This is a genomic window from Robiginitomaculum antarcticum DSM 21748 (assembly GCF_000365025.1).
In the GTDB taxonomy this organism is placed as follows: Bacteria; Pseudomonadota; Alphaproteobacteria; order Caulobacterales; family Maricaulaceae; genus Robiginitomaculum; species Robiginitomaculum antarcticum.
In genome coordinates, this window is sequence record NZ_KB823011.1 from 64,207 (window position 1) to 87,923 (window position 23,717).

Below are 23,717 nucleotides of genomic sequence, written 5' to 3' on the forward strand. Positions count from 1 at the left end.
CTATCCACTTTTGGAGTGTGGATAAACATTATCCAAAACTCACCCCATCCGTCATCCGGTACGGGGTTTAGGCGCTCTGAAGCTGTGGATAAACAAAAAACAATCCCCGCCTCTCAAACCTGATCTATATTCAAACTGTCCTTATCTCACAGGGCAGGCAAGCGTACGTTGGCTGGCTGGAGATCGGGCGGCATGGGATGGCGTGTGATCTAACGTTTCACACAAAGCCCCGCCAGTGAGAGCTATGGTGATGAACACTCACCGATGGCCGCTGGCAGCAATGTCGCCGTGCGGTGGTTCACCGGGCCTTCGGGTCAATGAACCTCTTATGGGTCTTCGGGCGCATAAGGTGATTGAGAACGAAACCTCTAACCTTTCCGGTAATTTTCCGGTTCTGAATTGCCCGCACGGACGCCCTACCTACTTATTAAGGTTGTTTGAAATGAGATAAAATGCCCCGCAATTCACCACTACTGGGCTCAAAAGCCCGTCTCGCGCGCCTTCGAGACAAAATAATGACAGCGAGATTGGCACGGGAGCGTCTCCGCTTATCGTCAGATGAGCGGGCTTTCCGTCAAGACGCGAATGAGGCGCTGGATTATGATGATCCGGCGCTGGACGCGGCGCGCGCGCGGCTGGTGCAGTTTCGTATAGACGCTGAAATTGACCGCATTGACCGCGAAATCACCGGGTATATTCGAAATGGCGGGCAGCAGCCGACACCTGCGCAGAGGGAGACAGCGCAAGAGCGTGAAGATGAGCGGTGCACCTGGGAGATGATCGAGGCGGCTTTGCGCGCAAATTCCGCATAAGCGCTATGGCGCGGCCTGGGAATTTCCGTTTAATTAAATTTTTAAAAAAAAGCCCCGCCGGAGCGGGGCTTGATTACAAGGTTTATCGCTTAGTTCTATTTAATATCCGGCAGCGGCGCGAGCAGCATCATGTCTTGACGCAGCAAGAGATCGCGGCGCAGTTTCAAATATAGCTGCGCTTCCGGCGTGTCCATTTGCGATGCAATATCGGCCCAGCTGACAGAGCCCATTTTGGCGCTGGCCCCGAAGAGTTCGGCAAAGACTTCGCCCGGCGTAGGATCCGGCGGGAATTTGCGCAGACGCACTTTGGTGTCGGCGTCGATATTCGCGGCCTTTTTGGCCGCCGCGATAGCGGTCTTCATGCCGCCATATTCATCGATAAGGCCGATCTCCATCGCCTGTTCACCGGTCCATACCCGGCCCTTGGCGATTTCGCGCACCTGCGCAATGGGAATATTACGGCCATTGGCGACCCGGTTTGTGAAGTCGACATAGATGTCTTCCATCATATCGACATAGGCGGAGCGGGTTTTGACGTCCCACGGCTCATCGCTTGAATAGACGCCGGTATAATCGCCGCCGACAGACAGGCTTTCGACATTATAACCGACTTTTTCATAAGTGCCTTCCAGCGCGATTTTGCCGCCGACTACGCCAATGGATCCGGTGATCGTTGTGGGCAGGGCGATGATCCGGTCTGCGCCGGCTGCGATATAATATCCGCCTGACGCCGCATACTGGCCCATAGAGATGATGATCGGCTTCCCGGCGGCTTTAGCGCGGTTGACCGCGTCCCAAATCTGATCGGACGCAATAGCCGAACCGCCCGGACTGTCGACCCGAATGATAATGGCCTTGACGTTTTTGTCATCGGCGGCCTTGGTTAAGGCTTCGGACATGGTGTCGCTGGCAATCAGGGTTTCCTGGCTGAACGGATTAGCGGCGCCGCCGTCTCCGGTCACAATTGCGCCTTGCCCGCCGACGACGGCAATGACAGGCGCGCCGGACTTAAACGCAATGTCGTAATCCGCGATCGGCATAAATTTGCCTTTCTCGCCCGCCCGGGTTTTGGCCGCTTCGCGGGCGGCGTGATAATGACCGAGCTCGTCAACAAGGCCCAGCTCCAGCGCGCGTTCGGCGCTATAGGGCGCGCCTTCGAAGATTTGTTTGGCCTGCGCGGCTGTTGCGATTTTGGCGCGGTCTTCTGCGGTATAGGCCGCGACTGTATCATAGAGAGAGGTGATCAGAGACAAAGTCGACTCACGGTGCGGCTCTGTAAATGTCTCTTCAGTATAAATATTGCCCATGCTTTTATATTCGTAGAACTGGACGAAATCAGCCTTGGCATCGAATTTCTCAAACACGCCCCCGAGGAACCCCACTTCGGCGCGATAGCCCGCGGCAGAAAATGTTGTGGTATCCTGCAGGTAGATCGTATCGGCGGCGGACACCGCCATATAATTTGAAGGGGATGTACCTTCAAATCCTTGCGCGTGAACTATCACGAACTTACCGGCCGTTTGAAAATCCTTAATCGACAGGCGCAGTTCTTCAGCAACGGCGGGCGACATGCCGTAAGGATTGGCGCGGATGAACAGGCCTTTCACCCGGTCGTCCGTTTGCGCTGCGTCCAATTTACGAACGACTTCCACCAGGCTTGTCCCGGTCGGGCCGAACAACGTTATGACAGTTTGGTCCGGAAGCGGTTCAGTCAGGTCGATAAACAGAACAGCTTGATTGGGAACCGTGGCTACATTGTCTGTAGAAAAAGACGCCATCATAGCGGCGATCGTTCCAAAGATGACCACGAAGAACAAAATTGTGAATAGGATTAATCCGGTGATGGATCCAAACAGTCCGAGCAGGAAGGTACGCATAAATATCTCTCTCAAGCGAATGTATACATTATAGATAGCGTTCCGGGCGGCAGAGACAAGAGCGCCGGTGTACGAGATAGGGCTATCACTTTATAAATGCTGTAATTTTGGCCGTTTTCGTAATTTGAAGCGTTGCAATTGCGCGGTGGCACAGATAAACACCGCCCACTTTCGCATGACGCATTTGCGTGACGCAGTCATTTATATGACGAAAGCCTGATTGGGGCGTAGCCAAGCGGTAAGGCATCGGGTTTTGATCCCGTGATCGTTGGTTCGAATCCAGCCGCCCCAGCCAATTTTCAGTTTAATGTCAACTATTTGTCTGAGAAAATAAGCTAGAATTTAGCTATTTTTTTTGCGTTCTAACGATTGATTAACATAATTTCGCGGTGTAGCTTCCGTCTTCTTTGTGAAGTGCCTTATAAAAATTTCACATTCTTACCCCTTGTAAAAGCCATTTGGGTGTGATTGTGTAACATTAAGGTTTTTGCAACTTTTTAGCTGTGTCGAACGTATCGTACATAGCCAATAAGATTAAACGCACCCGATACGAGGTGCTAAACGGGAGTTTATTAGGTGAAGCTACACCCATCTGCTTTGCGCATTTGCGCCGTTTCGGTTGCGCTTTTAACGGCTGCGCCCCTCCTTTCCGGTTCTGCTTTGGCCCAAACAGCCTCATTATCTGCTGATTATGCGCAGACTTTGCAGAATATCGAGAATACCAAATTTAACATTGCCCGCACAGAAATGTATATTGCAGGGCAAGAGCGCAAAATTGCCGAACTGCAAGCGCTTATCGCCAATACCCCCAAGACCAATGCGGATATTGAAGCGATGCTGCCGCGCGCCGTCACGCAGGTCGGGCGCGTCATTAATAGCGACGTGCCTTTTCGAATTGAAGAGCGCCGCGCACGTCTTGATAAATTGCGCGAAACTGTTGAAAATGCCGAGATTGCACCGACCGAGAAATATCGCAGCCTTTTGAGTCTTCTCAAGATTGAAACTGAATATGGCCAAACCGTAGATTGGTACGAGGCTGACCGCCCGCTTAATGAGGGCGAGACGCCGGTCCTGGTTCCTGTTTTTGAAGATGACCCGGACGCGCCTGAAAATTCAGATGCGCCGCAAATTGCCGTTATGGATCCCCTAACCGGCGAACAGAAGCTATTACCTGAAACCGGATATTTTGTCCATTACGGCCGTTTGTCATTGGCCTATCTCAGCACGGACGCAACTTACGGGCGCCGCTGGAACACCGAGACTAAAATGTGGGACGATCTGTCGGCGTCAGAGCTTAATGATGTACGCTTTGCTGTGCGCATGGCGCGCGGCGAAACGGCTCCGTCTGTTCTTACGGCTGATGTCAGGCTTCCCGAAGGGGAATAAATTGTGTCCGCCGCTTGGCGGATTTTTAGGGTTTAGGGCCTTCGGGTCTTGAATGTATTGGCGGGTCACCGCTGAAATTTCGGGAACGGTATCGGATCGAACCCGCGCGAAATCGGAAGGAAGATATGTTGAAGATTTCATATTCCAAAAGCTTGCTTATCGCATGTGGTACGCTGGGGCTTACGCTCGCAGCCGCTGCTCCGGCGTCAGCACAGCTAGAGCAGGCCCTAAGTGTGGCCAAAAGCTCGACGGCTCAAAGTCAAGCGGCGCAAAAAACAATTGATAATGCCGATGACAGCACTGACTCGATGAAACGCGAATATCTTGCGGTTCTGCAGCAGAAGGACAATATCGAATTGTTCGTTAAAAAGCAGGATATCTATCTGGAGTCGCAGGCGGCTGAGCTTCGGTCTTTGCAGACACAGCTGGAAACCGTCGAGCAGACCAAACAGAACATGTCGCCGATGATGCTTCGTATGGTTGTCGGTCTTGAGGATGCGGTTGAGAACGATCTCCCGTTCCGTATGGCTGAGCGCCGCGCTCGCATTTCCCGTCTAAAAGGCTTTCTGTCCGATCCGACTGTGTCTCCGGCAGAGCAATATCGCCAGATTCTCAATGCGTATAAAATTGAAGTGACATATGGTCAGCAATTAGACGCATATGAGGGGGCCCATCCTTCCGATCCGAGTAGATTTGTAAACTTTGTCCGGTATGGCCGCGTCGCATTTCTCTATGTCACAAAAGACGAGAGCGAAATGGCGCGTTTTAATACGGCTTCCCAAAGTTGGGAGCCGATTACGGCGAGTGAAGCGGGCGGTGTGCGTCGGGCCATGCGTGTGGCGTTGAAAGAATCAGCTCCCGAAATGGTTGTCGCGCCTGTTATTGTCGGCGGAAATTAGTCAGAGCGAAGATTTTAGAAAGTGAGTAACTCCATGAATAAATTTGTAAAAACAGCTGCTCTGGCGATGGGCGGTGTGATGCTGATGTCCACCCCGGCCAGCGCGCAGATCACATCTATTGATGATCTGCTTGGAAAAGTCCGGCAAGATGCCCGTCAGGCTGAACAGGATAACCGTCAACGCGTGGCTGACTTTGAAGCCCGCAGAAGCGAGCAAGCCGCAATTTTGGGCCGTGCAAAGGCTGAGCTTAATCAGCTCGAAGCGCGTGCTAGGCAGGTTCAAAACACATTTGATGCCAATGATGGCCGTATCGCAACGTTAAAAGGCGAATTGAAAACGGCTCAAGGCGAATTTGGTGAGGTCTTTGGTCTCGCCCGTACAAAAGCCGGTGAATTTAAGGCGCTGCTGGACAGCTCAATTGTGACAGCGGAGTATCCCAACCGGACAGCTGTGCTGGGCACGATTGCTGATTCCGAGGCGCTTCCCAGCGCAGAGCAGCTTAATGAAATCTGGCAGCTTATGCTGCAAGAAGTTGAAGCGCAGCGCGAAGTCAAGACTTTCACGGCAGATGTCGCCAATATGGGCGAGAATGTTAACGTCATGCGCGTTGGGGCCTTTAATGCTTTCACAGAAGATGGCGCAAATTTCGTGCGTTATGTTCCGCCGAAAGATGATAAAGCGGGCTTTTTAACGACTTTACCGAAGCAGCCCAGCGGCGTTCCGGCTAAAGCGGCTGCTAAGGTTACGAATGCTAGTGCCGGTGACCTTGTCGCGGCTCCGATTGACCCGACACGCGGTAGCCTGCTGCAGTCCTTTGAGCGCGTTCCGAACAAGCTGGAGCGTATTCAGCAGGGTGGAATCATCGGTTGGATCATTGTTGTCCTCGCCGTGGTCGGCATACTTTTCGGACTTCTGCGTATTCTGATGCTTCTGGGCGTCTCCGCAGCCGTTCGCAAGCAAACCCGCTCGGCTCAGGCCTCGTCTAAGAACCCGCTTGGCCGCGTTATGCTCGCAGCTGATGAAGCCCGCGGCGGTGATGAAGAAACGCTCGAGCTCAAAATGGATGAAGCTATTTTGCGCGAAAGTCCAAAGCTGGAACGCGGTCTGAATATTCTGAAACTGGCTGCCGGTATTGCCCCTCTTTTGGGTCTGCTGGGTACGGTTACAGGTATGATCAAGACCTTCCAAGCGATGATGATTTACGGCACAGGCGATCCCCAGCTTATGGCCGGTGGTATCTCCGAAGCGCTTGTGACGACTATGCTGGGTTTGATTGCGGCTATCCCGCTGCTCATCCTGCACAGCTTCTGCTCATCACTTGCCCGCGGCGTACAAAATACGCTTGAAGAGCAATCTGCAGGCATCGTTGCTCGTCAGATCGAAAACCGCCGGATCTAATCCGAACAGTCGGGCCGGTAAATAACCGGCCCGATAGCACTGCCCGTCATTGACGGTGCAGGCCTCATTCCGACCCTTGTAAAAAGAGTTTTGTGACCACCGTTATCCGAGGATAAAAATGGAATATCTTAATCCCGTTACTGCCATTGAAGGCTTACAGAACTTCCTCAATCAGGGCGGTCCTGTCTTGCTCGCTATCGCGCTCGCTGCCTTTGCGATGTTCTCGTTCGTTATGGAGCGTCTGGCCTATTACAGCATGGCCCATAAATCTGTTGTCAGTGGACTGCGTGAAGCCTGGCGGAACCGCGCCGAGCATAAAAGCTGGCGCGCTCATGCTATCCGCGATGAATATATTAGTGAAGTGAAGGCTAAGACCGAGGCCAATGTCGGCATAATTAAAACGCTAGTTGCCATTGCGCCTTTGCTGGGGTTGCTCGGAACAGTATACGGCATGATCACGGTTTTTGACGTGATGGCGCTGTCGGGCAGTTCATCTGCGCGTTTGATGGCTGAGGGCGTATTTCGCGCCACCATTCCAACCATGGCGGGTATGGTCGTTGCCTTGTTCGGCTTGTTTTTAAGTAATTACATTGAGCGCCGCGGACGCCGCGAAACCGCGACCTTCGCTGACTCACTGGAAATCGGCTAGCGCGCTGCGCGGCCTTTTGGAAGGATAGACTATGAGACGCCGTAGAGGATCCGGAAACGACGAAGCCGAAGTTGATATGACGCCGATGCTCGACATCGTATTTATCATGCTTATTTTCTTTATCGTGACCGCAACATTTCTGGATGAAACCGGTAAAGATTTCACTCAGCCCCCACCGCCGCCGGATAAGGATATTCCGACGGAACCGAAGCCTGCTATCGTCGTGTTTGTAAATGGCGTAAATGGTTGTGCTGTGGACGGTATTCAAACCGATTGTTCCACTGTGCCGCTACAGGTCGAGAAAGCCCGCGCTGAAAAAGCCGGCGCTGCGGTTATTCTGCGTATGGATGAGCGCGCTAAGCATCGCATCATGGTCGACATCAAGGAAGATCTGGATTCGACCAATACTGACAGCAAAATCGAAATCATTCCCGCTACTGATATTTAGACAGTTAAGTATAGCAGCGGGTTTACTTTCGCCGCTCATTGTGATAAGGTAACATTATGGCTAGACGTAGACGCAATACAGAAGATGACGGCATGGAGCTAAACATGACGCCCATGCTGGACGTCGTTTTTATTCTACTTATCTTCTTCATCGTAACTTCGGTTTTTGTTAAAACGCCGGGAATTGATCCCAATATACCCGATTCGTCAGACTCTCTGGATTGGAAACCCGGTATTTTGATTGCCGTAAATTCTGAGGATGAAATTTGGATCGATAAGACGCCTTACACGCTTGAAGAGGCTGAACCGATTATCCGCGGCATGCGTGACGAAAACCCTAAAGCCCAAGGTATAATTCAAGGCGATGGCGACGCCAGTGTGGGGACGGTTATGCGGCTTCAGGATATGATGGTCGATCTGGGTATTGAAGTTTACATTAAGACCGAAGAGTAGATTTAGGTTCGAAGGAACAAAACTATGAATATTACACGCTGGATTATTGGCATTCCAATCGCTGCCGTTCTGACTTACCTGCTCTTCGTTCTGATGATGGTTCTCATCGACGGTGAATGGGAAGCTCAAGAGAAGTCCGATATTGCCAAGTTCGAAATTGATCCAAAAGTTGAAGATTTAAAAGTTATCAAACGCGAAACTGTGATTGACGAAGTGCGCCGCGTAACAACGCCGCCGCCGCCGCCGCAAATTGAGCGTCAACAGGCTGTACAGCCTAATGAGCCGATTGCCACACTTGAGGGTGCTATCCCTGAGTTTGATGCGCCGAAAATCGACCGTCAAAGTTTTAAAATTGCGGTGTCAGACCGGGATGCTCAGCCTTTGGTGCGTATTCCGCCGTCTATGCCGCCTCGCGCCGAAAAGTCCGGTCATTGCCGGATGCGTTTTGATGTCAGCCCGCAAGGATCACCCTATAATGTCGTCGCGACTTATTGCACGCAAAGCCTGTTTGAGCGCAATAGCGTCAAAGCTGTCGAGAAGTTTAAATATAACCCGAAAATGCAAGATGGTCAGGCTATTTCGCGCCGCGGCGTTGAAACAAAAATCACATTTCAACTTGCCGATGAACGCGGCAAAATCATTCCGGAATAAGCTGCCAAGCGCCTCTCAGATTTTCACGGCGTATCAGTCGTGAACCACATAAAGGTAACATCGTTATGAAAAACCGTTTTTTAACATTATCGCTGGCCTGCGTTATGGGCGGCAGTGTTGTCATGGCTCTGGCACCCTCTGCTGATGCGCAGCGCGCCCGCAGAGATGCGCCTGAAGAGGCTCCTGTTGCTGAAGGTCGCCAATTTGGCGCTGAAGCTGGTGAAAAAGTGAACGCGGCGCTTCAGGATATGAATGCCAATAATAACGGCGCTGCCGTTGCTAAGCTTAATGAAGCTTTAGCGCTTCCTGATCTCAATCCCTATGAAAAAGCCACAATCCATCAGATGATGGGGTCGGCTTATTATGAGCAAAATCAATATGCGCGCGCAATCCAGTCCTTTGAAAGCTCAATTTCATCCGGTGGTTTATTACCGGCAGAGGCGACCAGTCTTCGCTTGAATATTGCTCAACTCCTCATTGCCAATGGCCGCCACGTTGAAGGCGCGACCATGCTGGAGAACTATATTAATCAGGGTAATCCGGTGAAACCGGCTTATGTTGATATGCTTGTCGGCGCGTGGGTGCAGGCAGAAAATTACAACAAAGCCCTTCCCTGGGCCGAACGCTGGTTCCGTGAAGCCAGCCCAAAAGAGCGTAAGCATTTTGATCTTCTTAATTTCCTCTACAATAATTTGGGAATGAAGGGCAAACAGTCCGATATTGTTTTGCAAATGATCAATAGATATCCGGGTGACCGCACATTATGGGACACTTTGGCCTCTATGATGCAGGAGGGCGGACGCGAACAGGATGCCTTTGAAATTAACAAAATGCTCTATCTTGGCGGCGCAATGAAGAGTGAGCAGGACGTGATGAAAATCGTCCAATATTATTCTTTTTATGAAATGCCGTTCCAAGCGGCGAAGATTCTCGAACGGGAGATGAATGCTGGTGTAGTGCCGCGCACGACGGACCGCTTAGTGCTTCTGTCTGACCTTTTGCGCCAAGCGCGTGAATATAAGCGGGCCATACCCATTTTGGAATCTGCCGCCCAGCAGGCCGGGAGTTCGAAAGTCTACGCTCAGCTAGGCGAGGCGCTCAAAAATGAATCCCAATGCGGAAAAGCCGAGACGGCGTTCCGCAAAGCCATCGATTTGGGATATAACCGCGGTAAAGCGTGGAGCTATATTGCGACCTGCATTTACGAATCCAGTCAGGATGAAGAGCGCATTAGTTGCGATTGGTCGGAGCAGAGAAAGGCCAGTGCGCCGCGTAAGATTCTTCGTGATAAAGCTTATGCCGCCTTTGGTAATGTCCCAAGCGGCACGAGAGATGGATCCGATGCTGCAAAATGGCGTCAATTTATCAAGGCCGAGGAAAGACAAATCGCGGACCGGTGTGAATTCGAACTTAATGTTGAGAAAGAACAATGCTTCGGCGCGATCGAGAATGCGTATAATTCGAAATTCCTGAACGAAGGTAAGGTCGTTATTGACGAGAAATGCCAGCCTTTCAAAGCCGAGTTCGACAGATTATACCGGACAAGTGCTAAAAAAGAAGGTTAACTTTCTTTACAGTGCTTAATCAAACCCGGCGGTTTCGCCGGGTTTTTTTGTGGTTCAACCGCAATATTCAGAATCTCCTTTCAATCATGTATGTTATGTTATATAATAACTTATATTTATAGGAGGAGTTATGTCTAAACGTCATGTCATTGTTTTACCCTTTGCCGCGCTCGCAACGGGCGGTGTATTTATGTTAATGACCGCACTGATTGATGCGCAGTGGGTACCGCAAGACACAGCACAAGACCTTAAATATGAGATCAATCCTGTCGTTGAGGATATTAATCCTTTCATAAAAACGATTGATCTCAAGATAATAGATCATGTCGAAATCCCGCCGCCGCCGCCGCTCATTGACAGGCAGCCGCGTATACGCCCGTCGGAGCCTTTGCCGACATATACTGAACTTATTCCCATAATACCCAATCCGGATATTAGTGACCTAAGGCCGGTCATTTACACCCCGGATAGCGAAGAGAAACCGTTGGTGCGCGTGCCGCCGGTAATGCCATCGCGGGCGGAGCGCAGCGGTCACTGTATCGTGAGGTTCGAGGTTAACGCCGAGGGTGCGCCGTATAATATTTCAACGCCTTATTGTTCGCAGCCTATATTTACGCGCCCGACCATCAAAGCTGTCGGGGGCTGGCGATACCGTCCGGCCGTGAGCGGCGGCGCGGCAATATCCTCACGCTCCATCGAAACGCGGGTGAGTTTTAATTTGAATGATGAAAATGGCCGCCTTATTCCCGAATGATAACGGTGCGGGCTAAGCTTTAGGCGTCTCCGGCGCGCCAATAGCGGCAATGGCAAAGGCATATTCCAGAGCCACTTCTTTAAGGCGGGTATAGCGCCCGCTCTCACCCTGATGTCCCGCATCCATATTGATTTTCAGCACAATAGGGGCTTTGCCCGTCTGGTGTTCGCGCAATTTGGCCGCCCATTTGGCCGGCTCCCAATAGGTGACGCGCGGATCGGAGAGCCCGCCGGTAATGAGTACAGGCGGATAGGCGGCGTCGACAATATTATCATAAGGTGAATAGGATGCAATGCGGTCATATGCCTGCGAGTCTGAGACAGGATTTCCCCATTCAGGCCATTCCGGCGGCGTGAGGGGGAGGGTTTTATCGCTCATAGTGGTGAGGACATCAACGAATGGGACGGCGCCGATGACCGCGCCAAACAGGCCGGGCGCCTGATTGAGCGCCGCGCCCACAAGCAGCCCTCCCGCCGATCCGCCATGGGCCACAATGTGGCCTTTTGATGTATATCCGCGCGCCACGAGAGCCCGGCCACAATCAACATAGTCGTCAAATGTCGCCTGCTTAGTCTCTAACTTGCCTTTCAGGTACCAGTCATAGCCCTTGGCTTTACTGCCGCGAATATGGGCGATGGCATATATAAATCCGCGGTCGACAAGTGACAGAATAGAGGTTCTGAAACTGGCAGGAATTGTAATGCCGTATGAGCCGTAGCCATAGAGCAGGCAGGGCGCGCTGCCGTCCAGTTTCAGGCCACTGCGATAGAGAAGCGTGACCGGGATGCTCTCCCCGTCGCGCGCCTGAATGTGGATGCGCTCGCATGTATAATCGTCGGGATTATGCCCTGAGGGAACCTGGGTAATTTTGCGAACAATTCGCTCACGCGTTTCCATATTATAATCAATAACCTGCCCGGGCTGCACTGGAGAGCTATAGGTGAAACGCAGCCATGGCGTGTCAAATTCATATCCTCCCATGAAGCCGAGCGAATAGGCGGCGTCGTCAAATGTGATGACGTGCTCTTCACCGGTGTTAATATGATGGACAATAATTTGAGGAAGCGCATCTTTGCGCTCCAGCCGCACCATGAAGTTTTGGAAGACTTCAATGCCGAGTATTAATGTGCCGGGGCGGTGAGGGATAAACTCTTCCCACGCGGCGCGTTCCGGATGTCCTGCGGGGGCGCGCATAATTTTGAAATCAACCGCGCCGCCTTCATTTGTAATTATGTAAAATGCATCCGGGTGATCATGGACAGAGTATTCATGCCCCGCGCTGCGCGGTTCGACCATGCGTGGCGCGGCGTGTGGATCACGGGCATTAATGAGGAGGGTTTCGCCGCTCGTATGATCATGGGCGCTGATTTCAATAAATTGGCGTGCATCACTATTGCCTATACCCACAAACAATCCCGGATCGGTTTCTTCATAGACGAGTTCGGGCGCAGCATCTGTGTGAACATTGCGGCGGTATACTTTGCACGGCCTATGATTATCATCACGCTCTACCCAATACAGGGTTTCGTTATCCTCGGCCCAGATGAGGTTTCCCGTAGATTTGGTAATACCCAGAGCGGCCGGCTCTGCGCCGTCAATCTTGCGTAGATATACGGCGTAATCTTCCGATCCTGTTTTATCCAGACTATAGGCCAGCCAATCATGTTTCGGGCTGTGATTGACATCACCCAGATCGAAATAGGTGCACCCCTGCGCCAGCGCATCGGCGTCAAGCAATACGGTATCATCGACGCTATCTTTTGCGCGGCGGAAATATAGCCCGTATTGATCGCCGGGCCGGAACCGCGCGCCATAGAGGTAATCGTCATGAGGGGCGGGGACACTGCTGTCATCGTCTTTGATGCGGCCTTTCATCTCTTCGAAAACGGCGGTTTTCAAATCAGATAACGGCGCGGTTACGGTCTCCATATAGGCATTTTCGGCTTCTAAGTGATCACGGATTGGCGCGGGCAGGGCAGCCGCATCAGCCATCACCTCTTGCCAATTATCAGCCCGCATCCAGGCATAATCATCAATACGTGTTTTGCCGTGCAGGCAAATGGACAGAGGCTGTTTGCGTGCTCGCGGCGCTGTCGCAGTCAGCTCAAATAGTGAGAATGTGTCATGTGTCATGGCGCCTGTATGGCGACAAAGACGGGTGGGTTAAACCCCTTATTTTACCGAGGAAAGTGACGATTAGTTAACGCATATAGGCTAAAATTAACCAAACTTCGAAGGCCCCCTATGCCTAATCCTTTGCCAGCTTCGCTTCCGCAAGCCTCTATGGCTGCGCCGATCACGCCAGCGCATCCCGTATTGCAGCCGCTGCCTATAGAGCAAAAGCCAGCGCCGTCCGGCGGCGCCCTCAATCTGACTGATGAGGCTGAGCCTTCCGCCTTGCCGGATGTGCGCCGGGCTCTCGTTAAACGCCTGGCTGATGTCATATGCATTCCGGCCAGCCAGCTCACGCCGCAAGAACGTTATATGGCCGGAGATGTCTTAGTCGAACTTCTGCGTGATGCGGATGTGACAATGCGCGAATCCGTCGCCAAGCGTTTGGTTATGCTCAATGAAGCGCCGCGGACCATCCTTCTAATCTTGGCCAAGGACGAATATTGCGTCGCGCGCCACATCCTTGAGAAGAGCAAAAGCCTCACCGATAGCGACCTCATACATATTGCCCGTCAAGTCAGCATGAAGCATCGCAAGATGATGGCGCTGCGCCGTCATCTCTCAGATGCCGTGGTTGATGTGCTTGCCGAATATTTGGAAGAAGACGTCATTAATACGCTCCTCAAAAATAAGGGTGCAAATTTCAGTGAAAAGACAATTCAGCGGATAATGACCGTGTCGCGAAATAGGCCTGATTATGTCAATCTGCTCATTAAGCGCGACGAAACACGGCCCTTTCACGGCCTGACCATGTTCTGGTGGGCGGACCAGGCGGCGCGTAAGGTTATTTTGCACCGATTTGCCGTGACGCGCACGGTGTTACAGGAAAGCTGTTTTGACCTCTACCCCGTCGCCGCGGCGCAGGGGTGGAATGACGCGGCTGTCCGCAAAGCGCTTCAATTTATAGAGCGGCGTCAACGCAATCGCGCCGCCATTGCACGTAGCGACTTTGAGTCGTTGGAAAGCGCGGTTGAGCTTGCTGCCGAAAACGGCATGACACGGGAAATGGCCGAAGAAATTTCTCACATGTCCGGGATTAAGCCGGCGACGGGCGCCCAGATCATGTCCGATGAAACGGGTGAGGCGCTGGCCATATTATGCAAGGCGCCGGGGCTTAAGCGTAGATATCTCACATTGATGTGGCGCGCATTGCGCCGCGATACGGGAACGGAGGAGACTCCCAGCGCTGAACTGGCAGCCATTATCGCAACTTATGATTCCATATCAACAGATAAGGCGCAGACCGTATTGAGGTACTGGAACTGGTCATTGACCAGTGCTTTAAATGCGGAAGTCCTGCAATATATCAAGCGCGGCGTTGTCCCCAATGAGTCGGAACACGGCGCAGCTGCGGTCACAGCGGCGCTGGTTTTCGGACATAAACGCGGATAAAGTTATCCCCAGAATTTATGAGTCAATTCGCGCTCCTTTAGGGTTGGCGCAGCCTGCGCGCTCCGCTATCACCTAGGTCAACTTGCGCGGCCAGATGGAGGGATTAGCGTCAATGAAATATGCGCTTATTCTCGCTGTAACTTTGGCCGGATATTGGCTCACTCTGTCCGGATATCTGCATGAGCCTCTTATCTTATTCTTTGGCGCCGTGTCGGTCGCATTTGCTGTCGGCCTCGCGGCGCGAATGAAAATATTGGATAGTGAAACCGTCCCTTATTTAAATACAGCCAAGACCCTGACCTATTTTATTTGGCTGTTTCGCGAAGTGGTGAAAGCCAATATGGCCGTTATCAAAGCCGTGCTCTCGCCGGAGTTAAAAATCTCGCCGAGCATGATTATGGTTCCCACGCGGCAGGACACTGATATTGGCAGAACAATGTTTGCCAATTCGATTACTTTGACCCCCGGAACAGTCTCTGTCGACGTCACTGAAGACGGCATTCTGGTTCATGCGCTTCTGTCGGAAATGGCTAACCCTGACGATTTTATGGATATGGGTGAGCGGTCAGGCTGGTCTGTCGGCGAGTCGTCAAAATCGGATGAGGCCTCATAAATATGGCAAATCTGGTCATGATTTATATTTCTCTTATTGGCGCAATTGGCATGCTGATCGGTATGGGGCTTTTGCTCGGCCGCTCTATAGTCGGCCCGAGCTTTTATGACCGCGCTTTGGCTGTGAACAGTTTCGGCACGAAAGCCGTACTTTTCCTGTGTTTGTTCAGCCTGATCATTGGACGGTCTGACGGCGTTGATATTGCGATTTTATACGCGCTAATGAATTTTATCGCGACGATCGCCATCTTGAAATTCTTCCGTTACCGCGCGCTTGATGTGCCTCTGGCCCAACGTCCCGAAAAGAGTGGAGGCCGCCGTGGCTGAACCTGTAATTGATACCGCGGTCCCTGCGTCCGGCGCTTTGCCGTGGATCGAGATTTTGGAGTGGGGGCAAGCGCTCTTATCCGGAGGCTTAATCCTGACAGGTACATTTTTCGTGCTGGCGGGGGCCATTGGCGTTTTGCGCATGCCGGATTTTTTCACCCGCATCCATGCCGCTGGTATGACCGATACGATGGGCGCGGAATTTATTCTTTTGGGTCTGGTCGTTCAGGCCGGATTTACGCAGTTAAGCTTGAAATTGCTCTTAGTGGCCTTTTTCCTTTTTGTGACGTCTCCGACCGCCACACATGCGATTGCTCATGCGGCGCATTTGTCCGGTCTCAAGCCCAGACTTGGCCGGTATCAAGCCCCGGATCTTGAAGATATTGGTAAAGGTGACAGGTCATGATGTTCGCCGAAGCTGCACATATCGGCGCGCATGTTGTGCCCATGATTATTCTCGATATCGGCCTGATGGCGATGCTTGTCGTGGTCGGGTTTGCAATTGTGCGTATGCGCTCGCTCTTCGCGGTCGTCATGCTCCAAGGCGTTTACAGCTTGATTTGCGCGGCGTGGTTTGTCTCGCTGGACGCTGTTGATGTCGCCTTTACCGAGGCCGCCGTCGGCGCGGGCATATCGACGGTTTTAATGCTGGGGGCGATGCTCCTTACGGATAAAACGTCCAGCGAAGTGCCTGTGCAGCGCGCGGTTGGACCGCTTTTGATTGTGCTTTTTACCGGCGCGGCCATGCTCTATGCCGTTCCGGATATGCCCGCCTATGGAGACAAAGACAGCGCCGTCAATACTGGCGTTGGCATGCAATATATGACAGTGACGCCGGAGCAGATTGAAGTGCCTAATGTCGTCACCGCCGTACTTGCCAGCTATCGAAGCTATGATACAATGGGCGAAACGGTAGTAATTTTTATGGCCGGTCTGGGCGTGCTTTTGCTTCTGGGTCTGAACGGGAATGCGGGTCGCTGGACCGCCCAAGTGCAGGGCGTCAATCTTTCGTGTGACCGGGCACCTGCGGCGGAAGTGCTCCCCACACCGCGCGCCAAACCCAAAACCACCCCGGATGAGGTGCGGCCTGACGCAGCGCCGCCCAAGCCCAAGTCTAAGCCTAAGCCTAAGCCTAAGCCAAGAGGGGGAACGTCATGAACTCCCATATTATTCTTCGTGTGGTCGGGAAATTCCTCATTCCGCTGATCATTATATTTGGCCTTTATGTTCATTTTCACGGTGATTTCGGCCCGGGCGGCGGGTTTCAGGCGGGCGTCATTGTTGCTGCGGGCGTGATTCTTTATGCGCTTCTGTTTGGCTTGAAGGCGTGCAAGCAGGCCGTGCCGCCAAGCTGGATTCGTATCGGTATGACCGTGGGCGTTTTGTTTTATGTTGGAACGGGTCTCGTGACATGGATGCTGGGGGGAAAGTTTCTGGACTTCGACGTATTGCATCCTGCAACCGACCACCCGCTGGGGCAGCATATCGGTATTATTTTTGTTGAACTGGGCGTGCTGTTTACTGTGGCGACGGTCATGGTGGCTATATTCTATGCCTTCGGTTCACGGCAGCCGCAGATCATGGATGACGAGAAGGATTTTTAATGTTCTCTGAATTCATCACTCATTTTAATTATATTGTCGTTATTATTTTAATGATGACAGGACTCTATGTCGTGTTCTCGGCCAGTAATATGATCAAAAAGCTAGTGGGCTTGTCAGTCTTTCAAACCTCGGTTTTCCTTCTTTACATCACTATGGGTAAAGTTACCGGCGGGGTTCCGCCGATTATTGAAGGCCTGCATGGTGGCGATTACGGCCCTGAAAACGGCGCGGGACACGGCGCGGAGGCCGCCGGACAAGCGGCGGAGATATTATACTCCAATCCCCTGCCGCATGTGTTGATCCTGACGGCAATTGTCGTCGGGGTCGCTACGCTCGCGGTCGGACTGGCACTGGTTGTGCGCATTCGCGAAGTCTATGGCACAATTGAAGAAGTGGAAATTGATCGCCTGAATTATGCCTTTAATATGGACGGCGTTGATGAAGCGGCGTCCGGGGAGACGCCATGAGCACATTTTTAACGGGATGGCTCAGCGCTGAAGCTCCGGTTCTCATCGTTGTTCTGCCGTTGGTTATGGCCGCGTTTTGCGCTGTTATGCCGAAAGATAAAATTGCGTGGATTATCACGCTGATCACCACACTGATCTGCGCTGTGCTGGCTTTTGATATTGTCTTGCAGGTTCAAAGCGCCGGCGTGCTCAGCTATGCGCTCGGTGGATGGGATCCGCCTTTCGGGATCGAATACCGCATTGACGGTCTGAACGCCCCGGTCGTGCTTTTAATTAGCGCCATTGGCGTCATTTGTACGCTTTACGCGCTGCGCAGTACGGATGCTGAGATCGAGCCGAAAAAACGCGCGCCGTTTTATGCGGCGTTTCTCGTGGCCTTCGCCGGATTGCTGGGCATGGTCGTGACGGGCGATGCGTTCAACGTTTTTGTCTTCCTCGAAGTATCGTCCATTTCGACTTACGTTCTTGTCGCGATGGGGGCCAGCCGCGACCGCCGTGCGCTGAACAGCGCTTATAATTACCTTATTCTCGGCTCGATTGGCGCAACCTTTTTTGTTATCGGCGTCGGCTTTCTCTATATGGAAACCGGGACGCTCAATATGATGGATATGGCAGACCAACTGGCCGTTACTGCGGACGGATCGCGCGTCGCGCAACTGGCCTTTGCCTTTATCGTCGTCGGCTTAGGCCTTAAACTAGCGATGTTCCCGCTGCATCTCTGGCTGCCCGGCGCTTATGCTTATGCGCCAACAGCGATCACAGCCTTTCTGGCGGCAACTGCGACGAAAGCGGCGCTTTACCTGTTGCTGCGCTTTGTCTTTACGGTGTTTGATCCCAGCCTGGCCTTTATCGGCGCGACGTTGACCTGGCTTCTTGCCGTATTGGGCGTGGTCGGGATGTTTGTCGCTTCGTTTCAAGCCATATTTCAGACCGATGCGCGGCGCGTACTCGCATATAGCTCCGTCGCGCAAATAGGATACATACTGCTTGGCGTAGGGATGGGCACAACGCTGGGGGTTAGCGCAGGTTATGTCCATCTGATCAATCACGGCATCATCAAGGGCGCTTTATTTCTTGCGCTCGGCGCATTTTGGTACCGCTATGGCATTAAACGCGTTTCCGATTTTAACGGTTTGGGCAAACTCATGCCGTGGACAATGAGCGCTTTTACGATTGCCGCGCTAGCGCTGATCGGAATTCCGGGCACAGCCGGATTTGTGTCTAAATTCCAGCTCTTAACCGCAGCTGCTGATAATGGCTGGTGGTGGGCTGTCGGCGCTGTCGTGGTGACGTCTATTCTGGCCGTGATCTATATGGGGCGCATGTTGGAGGCCGCATGGTTACAGCCTGCGCCGCTTGTGAACGGAAAACCTGTTGCGAGCCGTGAAGCCCCTTGGCCGATGATGGTCGGCCTTTGGGTTCTGGCTATCGCCTCTCTAGTCTTCGGCATTATGCCGGCCTGGCCGTTAGAGCTGGCCAGCGGCGCGGCGCAAGTCATGTTGGGAGGCGGGCTATGAGTTACGGTCCTGAAATGGCGCTCTGGCTGCTGTTGATTATCCCGGCGCTGGCTGCGGCGCTCATCCCTATGGCGGGCAAAGCCCCAAATATTCGCGAAGCCATTACGCTTATCGCGGGCGCTGCGCTTCTCGCCAATGTGATCTATCTGGTCCGCCTTGTCGGGCTGGGCGAGCGTCCTGAAATCCTGCTTGTGCCTTTTGCGGGGCCACTGGATATCAAGCTGACACTTGAGCCGCTCGGCGCCATATTTGCGGCCATTGCCAGTTCGCTCTGGATCGTCAATTCGCTCTTCACCGTGGGCTATATGCGCGGCAATAATGAGAAAAATCAGACGCGGTTTTATACCTATGTAGCGATCGCGATTGCCGCTGCCATGGGTATTGCGGCTGCGGGCAATCTGATTACGCTTTTTGTCTTTTACGAAGCGCTCACCCTGTCGACCTACCCGCTTGTAACCCATAAAGGCGATGCCAAAGCCCGTCGCGGCGGCCGGATATATCTAGGCATATTAATGGCCACCTCGCTCGGCCTTTTGCTGCCCGCCATTATCGGGACTTATTATTTTGCGGGAACGACAGACTTTGCTGTCGGTGGATTGTTTAACGGCGCTATCGGGACAGGCGTGGCCAGCGTGCTGCTTTTACTGTTCGCCTTCGGGATTGGCAAAGCGGCGCTTATGCCCGTCCATATGTGGCTACCCAATGCTATGGTTGCTCCGACGCCGGTCTCTGCGCTGCTCCACGCTGTCGCCGTGGTTAAGGCGGGCGTGTTCACCATGCTCAAAGTTGTGCTCTATGTTTTCGGCCCTGACCTCGTGAGCCAAACCGGAGCAGGGACGTTTCTGGCGTGGCTGGCGGCTTTCTCCATCGTCGCAGCGTCAATTATTGCGCTTCGCAAAGACAATCTCAAAGCCCGGCTGGCCTATTCCACTGTGTCGCAACTGTCTTATATTACGCTAGGGGCGATGATTGCCGCGCCCGCAGCCCTGATGGGCGGCGGCCTTCAGATTGTGATGCATGCCTGGGGGAAAATTACATTATTCATGTGTGCTGGCGCGATTTACACCGCCGTAAAACGCACAGAGGTCAGTCAGCTTGACGGCCTTGGGCGCAAGATGCCGTGGGTTTTTGGCGCTTTTCTGGTGGGCAGTGCGTCCATTATTGGCTTGCCGCCTCTGGGGGGGTCATGGCCGAAATTCATGTTGATGGTCGGCGCGATCGATGCCGGCAAAGCCGTGCTTATCGCCGCGCTAATCCTGTCGAGCCTTCTCAACGTGGCCTATCTTATGCCGGTGGCTATTCGCGGATTTCTGAAGCCCGCCAATGATCCGGCTGCGGACGCCGCCATTGTGCAGCCAATATGGGTGGTTATTCCCCCCGTAATTACGGCGGCAGGCGCTTTTATCTTATTTTTCTTTGCGGGTGATATTATCGATTATCTTCGTCCCGTCCTTCCTGCAGGAGGGCTGTAGTTATGCATAAGCCTCACGATACACCTGAAAATCTTGATGATATCCATCCGGTTTCAAAAAAGTTTTTGTGGCTGGCCAATCCCAAGGTGAAACGCAATTTCATCTGGTTCACTGTGGCCTGCCTTATCCTGACCGTCATCATCGGTTATTTCTTCCCCGCCAAACATCCCGCGCCATGGGAGGGCGGGCTGCTTTACGCTATCAGCTTCGGCGTTATCGGATTTGTCGCTTATTCTATTGTTGTCTTTTCCGCATGGCCGCTCTTTCGCGCCTTGTCGCGCCCTGAAGATTATTACGGTGAAGATGATGATGATACGTTAAGCGGAGAAGATGATGTCTGATCTGCTGATGACGATAAATCCGGGTCTGTTCATTATTGCGGCAGGCATGTTGTGCGCGCTCGTACCGCTACACAGCGTACGCAAAACCGTCATGATCCTGGCGCCAATTGTCGCCGCCTATGCGCTGTTTAAAGGGTATAGTGCGGGCATAGGCCTAGCCGGTGAGATGACAATTGCGGGCATTGATCTGACAACATATCGTCTCGATCGATTATCGCTCATCTGGGGCTATGTGTTTTGTTTTGCCGGGCTTCTAAACGGCATATTTGCCTTTCACGAGAAAGCCCATATCAGCGATGCAAGCGCGCTGATCTATACTGGCGCGGGCCTCGGCGCGGTTATGGCGGGGGACCTGCTGACGCTGTTCCTGTTCTGGGAACTAACCGCCGTGTCCTCTGTCTTTCTGGTCTGGGCCGGCGGGCCGCGCGCTTATGCGGCGGGGCTGCGCTATCTGGGCATGCATGTCTTGTCGGGTGTATTATTACTTGCTGGCGCAATTATGTATCAGAACTATTCCGGTACATTCTTCTTTGACGGCAATGAGATTGGCCTGGGCGTTCCAGGCGGCTGGCTGATGATGATAGGGATCGGTATCAAAGCCGGGTTTCCGCTTTTGCATACATGGATCCAAGATGCCTATCCCAAGGCGAGCGTAACCGGCACGGTGGTGCTGGCAACTTTCTCGACCAAAATGGCGATCTACGCGCTTGCGCGAGGTTTTGCCGGTGAGGAAATCCTGATCTATATCGGCGCAGTCATGACGCTCTTCCCGGTTTTCTTTGCGGTGATTGAAAACGATCTGCGTAAGGTTCTGGCCTATAGCCTGAATAACCAGCTCGGCTTTATGGTCTGCGGTATCGGTGTCGGTACGGCCATGGCGATGAACGGTGTTGCCGGACAGGTCGTGCTGCACGTTATATTCAAAGCGCTCCTGTTTATGTCTATGGGCGCAGTTTTGCACCGCGTCGGGACAGCGAAGGCCAGCGAGCTAGGCGGTCTATTCCGCACTATGCCGTGGACGACCATGGCGTGTCTGATTGGCGCAGCCTCTATTGCGGCTTTCCCAATGTTTGCGGCTTTCGTGACCAAAGCGATGATTATCGCGGCCGTGTTCGAAGAGCATCACTACATCGTCTACCTCTGCCTGCTATTCGCCTCTGCCGGGGTGATGGAGCATAGTGGTATCAAGGTTCCGTATTTCGCATTTTTCTCTCATGATAGCGGTAAACGGCCCAAAGAGGCGCCGTGGAATATGCTGCTTGCTATGGGTCTGGCCAGCCTGTTCTGTATTGTTCTGGCGTGGCCATGGGGCGGTTATCAGATGCTCTATAATTTGATGCCTATGCCTGAAATCGCCGGTGAATATGTGCCCTACACAGTCAATCATGTGATCACGCAATTGCAGCTTTTATTTGCAGCTATGTTCGCCTTTGCTCTGCTCAAACGGCTGGGTGTTTATCCGCCGGAGCGGCGCGCGCAAATTCTGGACTTTGACTGGCTGTGGCGTCGCCCCGCCGTTGCAACGCTCAAATGGATCGACGTTATGGGCGCGCGGGTGGAAGCTTATGGCGGCCTCACCGTGAAGCGCGGATGGTCCGGTATACAGCGCCGCCTGTTTGCCATGTTCAGTCCGGCGGGCGCGATGTCACAGGACGCGCCGTCGGGTATTGCGTCGGTTCTAACGGCGGCGATGCTTGGTCTGGCTATCGCGCTTTTGTATTTTGTAGGGTGATATGAGCAAGCCGGAATCTATACTCGATTTAACAGCGCAGATCGTATCGGCTTATGTAGGCAATAATGCGTTATCGCCTGATGACGTTCCTGCATTTATTCAATCGACATATGAGGCCTTAATGGCGGCGCAGCACACGCCAAAACCTGAGCCGGAGAAAGCGCCGGTTCCGGCTGTGGCCATTGCTGACAGCCTGACCGAGGATTATCTGATCTGTCTGGAAGACGGCAAGCCGTTCAAATCGCTCAAGCGCCATTTGCGGACAAAATTTGATATGACACCCGAAGCTTACCGTGAAAAATGGGGCCTGCCGCACGACTATCCTATGGTTGCGCCCAATTATGCCAAGGAGCGCTCAAAGCTGGCTAAGAAAATGGGATTGGGGAAGTCGGAAAGTTAGACTTTTTCAGCTCCGAGGTTTCCGAATCGGCTCCGTAACGAAATAGCGCATTATTTAGCCCTTTTTTAAAAGATTGAGACGCTCAGCGCTTGTGCGATTCAATTGGTTAATGATTATTAACCTTATTAGTCCGGGGGGATTTCGGGCCAAGAGGGAAATAATCATGTTGTCATCCAATGCCGCGCGTCATCAAATCATACTGCCCGAGCAGCGGGAAATTTATGATTATTGGCGCAGCAAATGCAAAGATGGCTGCCTGCCGAGCCGCCGCGATATCAACCCGCTCGATATTGCGGCGCACCTTCCCACACTGAGTTTTGTTGAGCCTGTTGGCGCAGCCGATGCGCGGCGGTTTCAATTCCGTCTCGCCGGGACGCGGTTCTGGGACATGTATCACCGTGAAATCACCGGGGACTTTGTTGATAATCTGCCTGAGGGAAGCCGGCGTGAGTATTGGTCGCGCGTCCTTGGCCGTGTGGCCGACCGTGGACGCCCCAGCGCAGGTGTGCAGCGCATGGCGGTCTCCGGACGTACCCATATGGCGCAGTTCTGGGTGCGCCTGCCGCTCGCCGATGACGGGCAAAATGTAGATATGATCCTCGGTTTTGACAAATTTGTCCGCTTGACTAAGACGAACTTAATGCCTGTGGAAAACACTGCACTTTATGCATAAAAACAATGACTTACCTTGTGGATAAGCCTGTGAACCTCTACTCGCGCATAAGGCGACTGAAAATAAAAATAGGAAAATAATCCTCTTTTGATAAATCTGCGTTATAGTGCCTTGAAC

25 protein-coding genes and 1 tRNA gene are annotated in these 23,717 nt (G+C 52.8%); 24 read left to right on the forward strand and 2 right to left on the reverse strand.

Going from position 1 to position 23,717, the window contains the following annotated elements; translation table 11 throughout:
* Window positions 1-515 precede the first annotated feature (515 nt).
* Window positions 516-812 (forward strand): hypothetical protein, encoded by a 297-nt coding sequence (locus tag H142_RS0100325; RefSeq protein ID WP_017930097.1) that lies wholly within the window; start codon window positions 516-518, stop codon window positions 810-812.
* Between the two features lie 95 nt (window positions 813-907).
* Here H142_RS0100325 and sppA read toward each other — a convergent pair whose 3' ends face one another.
* Window positions 908-2,689, reverse strand: a complete 1,782-nt coding sequence (sppA, locus tag H142_RS0100330) for a signal peptide peptidase SppA (protein WP_017930098.1) — start codon at window positions 2,687-2,689, stop codon at window positions 908-910.
* A 221-nt stretch (window positions 2,690-2,910) separates the two neighbouring features.
* Between sppA and H142_RS0100340 the strand changes: the two genes are divergently transcribed.
* The 10 genes from H142_RS0100340 to H142_RS0100385 all read left to right on the forward strand — a co-directional run bounded on the left by H142_RS0100340 (window position 2,911) and on the right by H142_RS0100385 (window position 10,891).
* Window positions 2,911-2,984, forward strand: a tRNA-Gln gene (locus tag H142_RS0100340).
* A 281-nt stretch (window positions 2,985-3,265) separates the two neighbouring features.
* Complete coding sequence (locus H142_RS0100345; RefSeq protein ID WP_083898892.1) at window positions 3,266-4,075, forward strand: DUF3450 family protein; 810 nt, start codon at window positions 3,266-3,268, stop codon at window positions 4,073-4,075.
* Window positions 4,076-4,200: 125 nt separating this feature from the next.
* Window positions 4,201-4,974 carry a DUF3450 domain-containing protein gene (locus tag H142_RS0100350; RefSeq protein ID WP_017930101.1) on the forward strand — a complete coding sequence of 258 codons (774 nt, stop codon included), beginning with the start codon at window positions 4,201-4,203 and terminating at the stop codon, window positions 4,972-4,974.
* A gap of 33 nt (window positions 4,975-5,007) precedes the next feature.
* Complete coding sequence (locus H142_RS0100355; RefSeq protein ID WP_017930102.1) at window positions 5,008-6,372, forward strand: MotA/TolQ/ExbB proton channel family protein; 1,365 nt, start codon at window positions 5,008-5,010, stop codon at window positions 6,370-6,372.
* Between the two features lie 118 nt (window positions 6,373-6,490).
* Window positions 6,491-7,021: a MotA/TolQ/ExbB proton channel family protein gene (locus H142_RS0100360; RefSeq protein WP_017930103.1), complete on the forward strand. Its 531-nt coding sequence runs from the start codon at window positions 6,491-6,493 to the stop codon at window positions 7,019-7,021.
* A gap of 31 nt (window positions 7,022-7,052) precedes the next feature.
* On the forward strand, window positions 7,053-7,469 hold the full coding sequence (locus H142_RS13705; RefSeq protein ID WP_017930104.1) for an ExbD/TolR family protein: 417 nt from the start codon (window positions 7,053-7,055) through the stop codon (window positions 7,467-7,469).
* A 56-nt stretch (window positions 7,470-7,525) separates the two neighbouring features.
* Window positions 7,526-7,921 carry an ExbD/TolR family protein gene (locus H142_RS0100370; protein ID WP_017930105.1) on the forward strand — a complete coding sequence of 132 codons (396 nt, stop codon included), beginning with the start codon at window positions 7,526-7,528 and terminating at the stop codon, window positions 7,919-7,921.
* Window positions 7,922-7,945: 24 nt separating this feature from the next.
* Window positions 7,946-8,572 (forward strand): energy transducer TonB, encoded by a 627-nt coding sequence (locus tag H142_RS0100375; protein WP_017930106.1) that lies wholly within the window; start codon window positions 7,946-7,948, stop codon window positions 8,570-8,572.
* Between the two features lie 65 nt (window positions 8,573-8,637).
* Window positions 8,638-10,137 carry a tetratricopeptide repeat protein gene (locus H142_RS0100380; protein WP_017930107.1) on the forward strand — a complete coding sequence of 500 codons (1,500 nt, stop codon included), beginning with the start codon at window positions 8,638-8,640 and terminating at the stop codon, window positions 10,135-10,137.
* Between the two features lie 130 nt (window positions 10,138-10,267).
* Window positions 10,268-10,891 (forward strand): energy transducer TonB, encoded by a 624-nt coding sequence (locus H142_RS0100385; RefSeq protein ID WP_017930108.1) that lies wholly within the window; start codon window positions 10,268-10,270, stop codon window positions 10,889-10,891.
* Window positions 10,892-10,903: 12 nt separating this feature from the next.
* On the opposite strand, the gene H142_RS0100390 is transcribed toward H142_RS0100385, so the two are convergent.
* Window positions 10,904-13,024: a S9 family peptidase gene (locus tag H142_RS0100390; protein ID WP_017930109.1), complete on the reverse strand. Its 2,121-nt coding sequence runs from the start codon at window positions 13,022-13,024 to the stop codon at window positions 10,904-10,906.
* A gap of 111 nt (window positions 13,025-13,135) precedes the next feature.
* On the opposite strand from H142_RS0100390, the gene H142_RS13710 reads away from it, so the two are divergent.
* The 13 genes from H142_RS13710 (at window position 13,136) to H142_RS13725 (ending at window position 23,600) form a co-directional block, all read left to right on the forward strand.
* Entirely contained in the window at window positions 13,136-14,455 is a 1,320-nt protein-coding gene (locus H142_RS13710) for a DUF2336 domain-containing protein (protein WP_017930110.1), read from the forward strand.
* 112 nt (window positions 14,456-14,567) lie between these two features.
* Window positions 14,568-15,068 (forward strand): Na+/H+ antiporter subunit E, encoded by a 501-nt coding sequence (locus H142_RS0100400; protein ID WP_026147665.1) that lies wholly within the window; start codon window positions 14,568-14,570, stop codon window positions 15,066-15,068.
* Window positions 15,069-15,070: 2 nt separating this feature from the next.
* Window positions 15,071-15,394, forward strand: a complete 324-nt coding sequence (locus H142_RS0100405) for a monovalent cation/H+ antiporter complex subunit F (protein ID WP_017930112.1) — start codon at window positions 15,071-15,073, stop codon at window positions 15,392-15,394.
* Window positions 15,387-15,800 carry a monovalent cation/H(+) antiporter subunit G gene (gene mnhG / locus H142_RS0100410; RefSeq protein WP_233341522.1) on the forward strand — a complete coding sequence of 138 codons (414 nt, stop codon included), beginning with the start codon at window positions 15,387-15,389 and terminating at the stop codon, window positions 15,798-15,800. Before H142_RS0100405 ends, mnhG begins: the two co-directional genes overlap by 8 nt.
* Entirely contained in the window at window positions 15,797-16,552 is a 756-nt protein-coding gene (locus H142_RS13715) for a DUF4040 domain-containing protein (RefSeq protein ID WP_017930114.1), read from the forward strand. Before mnhG ends, H142_RS13715 begins: the two co-directional genes overlap by 4 nt.
* The gene (locus H142_RS0100420; protein WP_017930115.1) at window positions 16,549-16,998 is read left to right on the forward strand and encodes a Na(+)/H(+) antiporter subunit B; all 450 of its coding nucleotides are present in this window, start codon (window positions 16,549-16,551) and stop codon (window positions 16,996-16,998) included. Before H142_RS13715 ends, H142_RS0100420 begins: the two co-directional genes overlap by 4 nt.
* Window positions 16,998-17,465, forward strand: a complete 468-nt coding sequence (locus tag H142_RS13720) for a sodium:proton antiporter (RefSeq protein WP_017930116.1) — start codon at window positions 16,998-17,000, stop codon at window positions 17,463-17,465. Before H142_RS0100420 ends, H142_RS13720 begins: the two co-directional genes overlap by 1 nt.
* Window positions 17,462-18,982 (forward strand): monovalent cation/H+ antiporter subunit D family protein, encoded by a 1,521-nt coding sequence (locus H142_RS0100430; RefSeq protein ID WP_017930117.1) that lies wholly within the window; start codon window positions 17,462-17,464, stop codon window positions 18,980-18,982. The genes H142_RS13720 and H142_RS0100430 overlap by 4 nt, the downstream gene beginning before the upstream one ends.
* On the forward strand, window positions 18,979-20,454 hold the full coding sequence (locus tag H142_RS0100435) for a proton-conducting transporter transmembrane domain-containing protein (protein WP_017930118.1): 1,476 nt from the start codon (window positions 18,979-18,981) through the stop codon (window positions 20,452-20,454). The genes H142_RS0100430 and H142_RS0100435 overlap by 4 nt, the downstream gene beginning before the upstream one ends.
* A 2-nt stretch (window positions 20,455-20,456) precedes the next feature.
* Window positions 20,457-20,795: a hypothetical protein gene (locus H142_RS0100440; protein WP_017930119.1), complete on the forward strand. Its 339-nt coding sequence runs from the start codon at window positions 20,457-20,459 to the stop codon at window positions 20,793-20,795.
* Entirely contained in the window at window positions 20,785-22,527 is a 1,743-nt protein-coding gene (locus H142_RS0100445; RefSeq protein ID WP_017930120.1) for a Na(+)/H(+) antiporter subunit D, read from the forward strand. The genes H142_RS0100440 and H142_RS0100445 overlap by 11 nt, the downstream gene beginning before the upstream one ends.
* Window position 22,528: 1 nt before the next feature.
* On the forward strand, window positions 22,529-22,927 hold the full coding sequence (locus H142_RS0100450) for a MucR family transcriptional regulator (protein ID WP_017930121.1): 399 nt from the start codon (window positions 22,529-22,531) through the stop codon (window positions 22,925-22,927).
* A 163-nt stretch (window positions 22,928-23,090) separates the two neighbouring features.
* Window positions 23,091-23,600, forward strand: coding sequence for a PAS domain-containing protein (locus H142_RS13725; RefSeq protein ID WP_017930122.1), 510 nt, complete (start codon window positions 23,091-23,093; stop codon window positions 23,598-23,600).
* Window positions 23,601-23,717: the final 117 nt, after the last annotated feature.

Coding starts and splice junctions, on each gene's coding strand:
- H142_RS0100325 (WP_017930097.1), top strand. CDS start 516: ATGACAGCGAGATTGGCACGGGAGCGTCTCCGCTTATCGTCAGATGAG.
- sppA (WP_017930098.1), bottom strand. CDS start 2,689: ATGCGTACCTTCCTGCTCGGACTGTTTGGATCCATCACCGGATTAATC.
- H142_RS0100350 (WP_017930101.1), top strand. CDS start 4,201: ATGTTGAAGATTTCATATTCCAAAAGCTTGCTTATCGCATGTGGTACG.
- H142_RS0100355 (WP_017930102.1), top strand. CDS start 5,008: ATGAATAAATTTGTAAAAACAGCTGCTCTGGCGATGGGCGGTGTGATG.
- H142_RS0100360 (WP_017930103.1), top strand. CDS start 6,491: ATGGAATATCTTAATCCCGTTACTGCCATTGAAGGCTTACAGAACTTC.
- H142_RS13705 (WP_017930104.1), top strand. CDS start 7,053: ATGAGACGCCGTAGAGGATCCGGAAACGACGAAGCCGAAGTTGATATG.
- H142_RS0100370 (WP_017930105.1), top strand. CDS start 7,526: ATGGCTAGACGTAGACGCAATACAGAAGATGACGGCATGGAGCTAAAC.
- H142_RS0100375 (WP_017930106.1), top strand. CDS start 7,946: ATGAATATTACACGCTGGATTATTGGCATTCCAATCGCTGCCGTTCTG.
- H142_RS0100380 (WP_017930107.1), top strand. CDS start 8,638: ATGAAAAACCGTTTTTTAACATTATCGCTGGCCTGCGTTATGGGCGGC.
- H142_RS0100385 (WP_017930108.1), top strand. CDS start 10,268: ATGTCTAAACGTCATGTCATTGTTTTACCCTTTGCCGCGCTCGCAACG.
- H142_RS0100390 (WP_017930109.1), bottom strand. CDS start 13,024: ATGACACATGACACATTCTCACTATTTGAGCTGACTGCGACAGCGCCG.
- H142_RS13710 (WP_017930110.1), top strand. CDS start 13,136: ATGCCTAATCCTTTGCCAGCTTCGCTTCCGCAAGCCTCTATGGCTGCG.
- H142_RS0100400 (WP_026147665.1), top strand. CDS start 14,568: ATGAAATATGCGCTTATTCTCGCTGTAACTTTGGCCGGATATTGGCTC.
- H142_RS0100405 (WP_017930112.1), top strand. CDS start 15,071: ATGGCAAATCTGGTCATGATTTATATTTCTCTTATTGGCGCAATTGGC.
- H142_RS13715 (WP_017930114.1), top strand. CDS start 15,797: ATGATGTTCGCCGAAGCTGCACATATCGGCGCGCATGTTGTGCCCATG.
- H142_RS0100420 (WP_017930115.1), top strand. CDS start 16,549: ATGAACTCCCATATTATTCTTCGTGTGGTCGGGAAATTCCTCATTCCG.
- H142_RS13720 (WP_017930116.1), top strand. CDS start 16,998: ATGTTCTCTGAATTCATCACTCATTTTAATTATATTGTCGTTATTATT.
- H142_RS0100430 (WP_017930117.1), top strand. CDS start 17,462: ATGAGCACATTTTTAACGGGATGGCTCAGCGCTGAAGCTCCGGTTCTC.
- H142_RS0100435 (WP_017930118.1), top strand. CDS start 18,979: ATGAGTTACGGTCCTGAAATGGCGCTCTGGCTGCTGTTGATTATCCCG.
- H142_RS0100440 (WP_017930119.1), top strand. CDS start 20,457: ATGCATAAGCCTCACGATACACCTGAAAATCTTGATGATATCCATCCG.
- H142_RS0100445 (WP_017930120.1), top strand. CDS start 20,785: ATGATGTCTGATCTGCTGATGACGATAAATCCGGGTCTGTTCATTATT.
- H142_RS0100450 (WP_017930121.1), top strand. CDS start 22,529: ATGAGCAAGCCGGAATCTATACTCGATTTAACAGCGCAGATCGTATCG.
- H142_RS13725 (WP_017930122.1), top strand. CDS start 23,091: ATGTTGTCATCCAATGCCGCGCGTCATCAAATCATACTGCCCGAGCAG.